Here is a 303-nt window from a genome sequence, read left to right as displayed (position 1 = left end):
CGCTGTGGCCTTCAACCACGACGGCACCACCCTCGCCACCGGAAGCGACGACGGCACCGCACGACTCTGGGACACCACCACCAACCGACCCACCCCCGTCCGAACCTTCCACCACGATGACTGGGTGAACGTGGTGGCCTTCAACCACGACGGCACCACCCTCGCCACCGGCACCGGCACCCAAACCGACGACGGCAGCTACGGCGGCACCGCACGACTCTGGGACACCACCACCAACCGACCCACCCCCGTCCGAACCTTCCACCACGATGACTGGGTGAACGCTGTGGCCTTCAACCACGA

The 303-nt window shown here is 67.0% G+C and carries 1 protein-coding gene; it reads left to right on the top strand.

Features of this window, described 5'->3' with window-relative positions; all coding sequences use genetic code 11:
• Positions 1–303: WD40 repeat domain-containing protein (locus ACFQBR_RS33630; protein WP_378554992.1), on the top strand; the 303-nt coding region annotated here is incomplete at both ends.

Origin of the sequence: Nocardiopsis tropica (genome assembly GCF_042660575.1) — a bacterium.
In the GTDB taxonomy this organism is placed as follows: domain Bacteria; phylum Actinomycetota; class Actinomycetes; order Streptosporangiales; family Streptosporangiaceae; genus Nocardiopsis; species Nocardiopsis tropica.
This window is presented reverse-complemented; position numbering and strand designations above follow the sequence as displayed.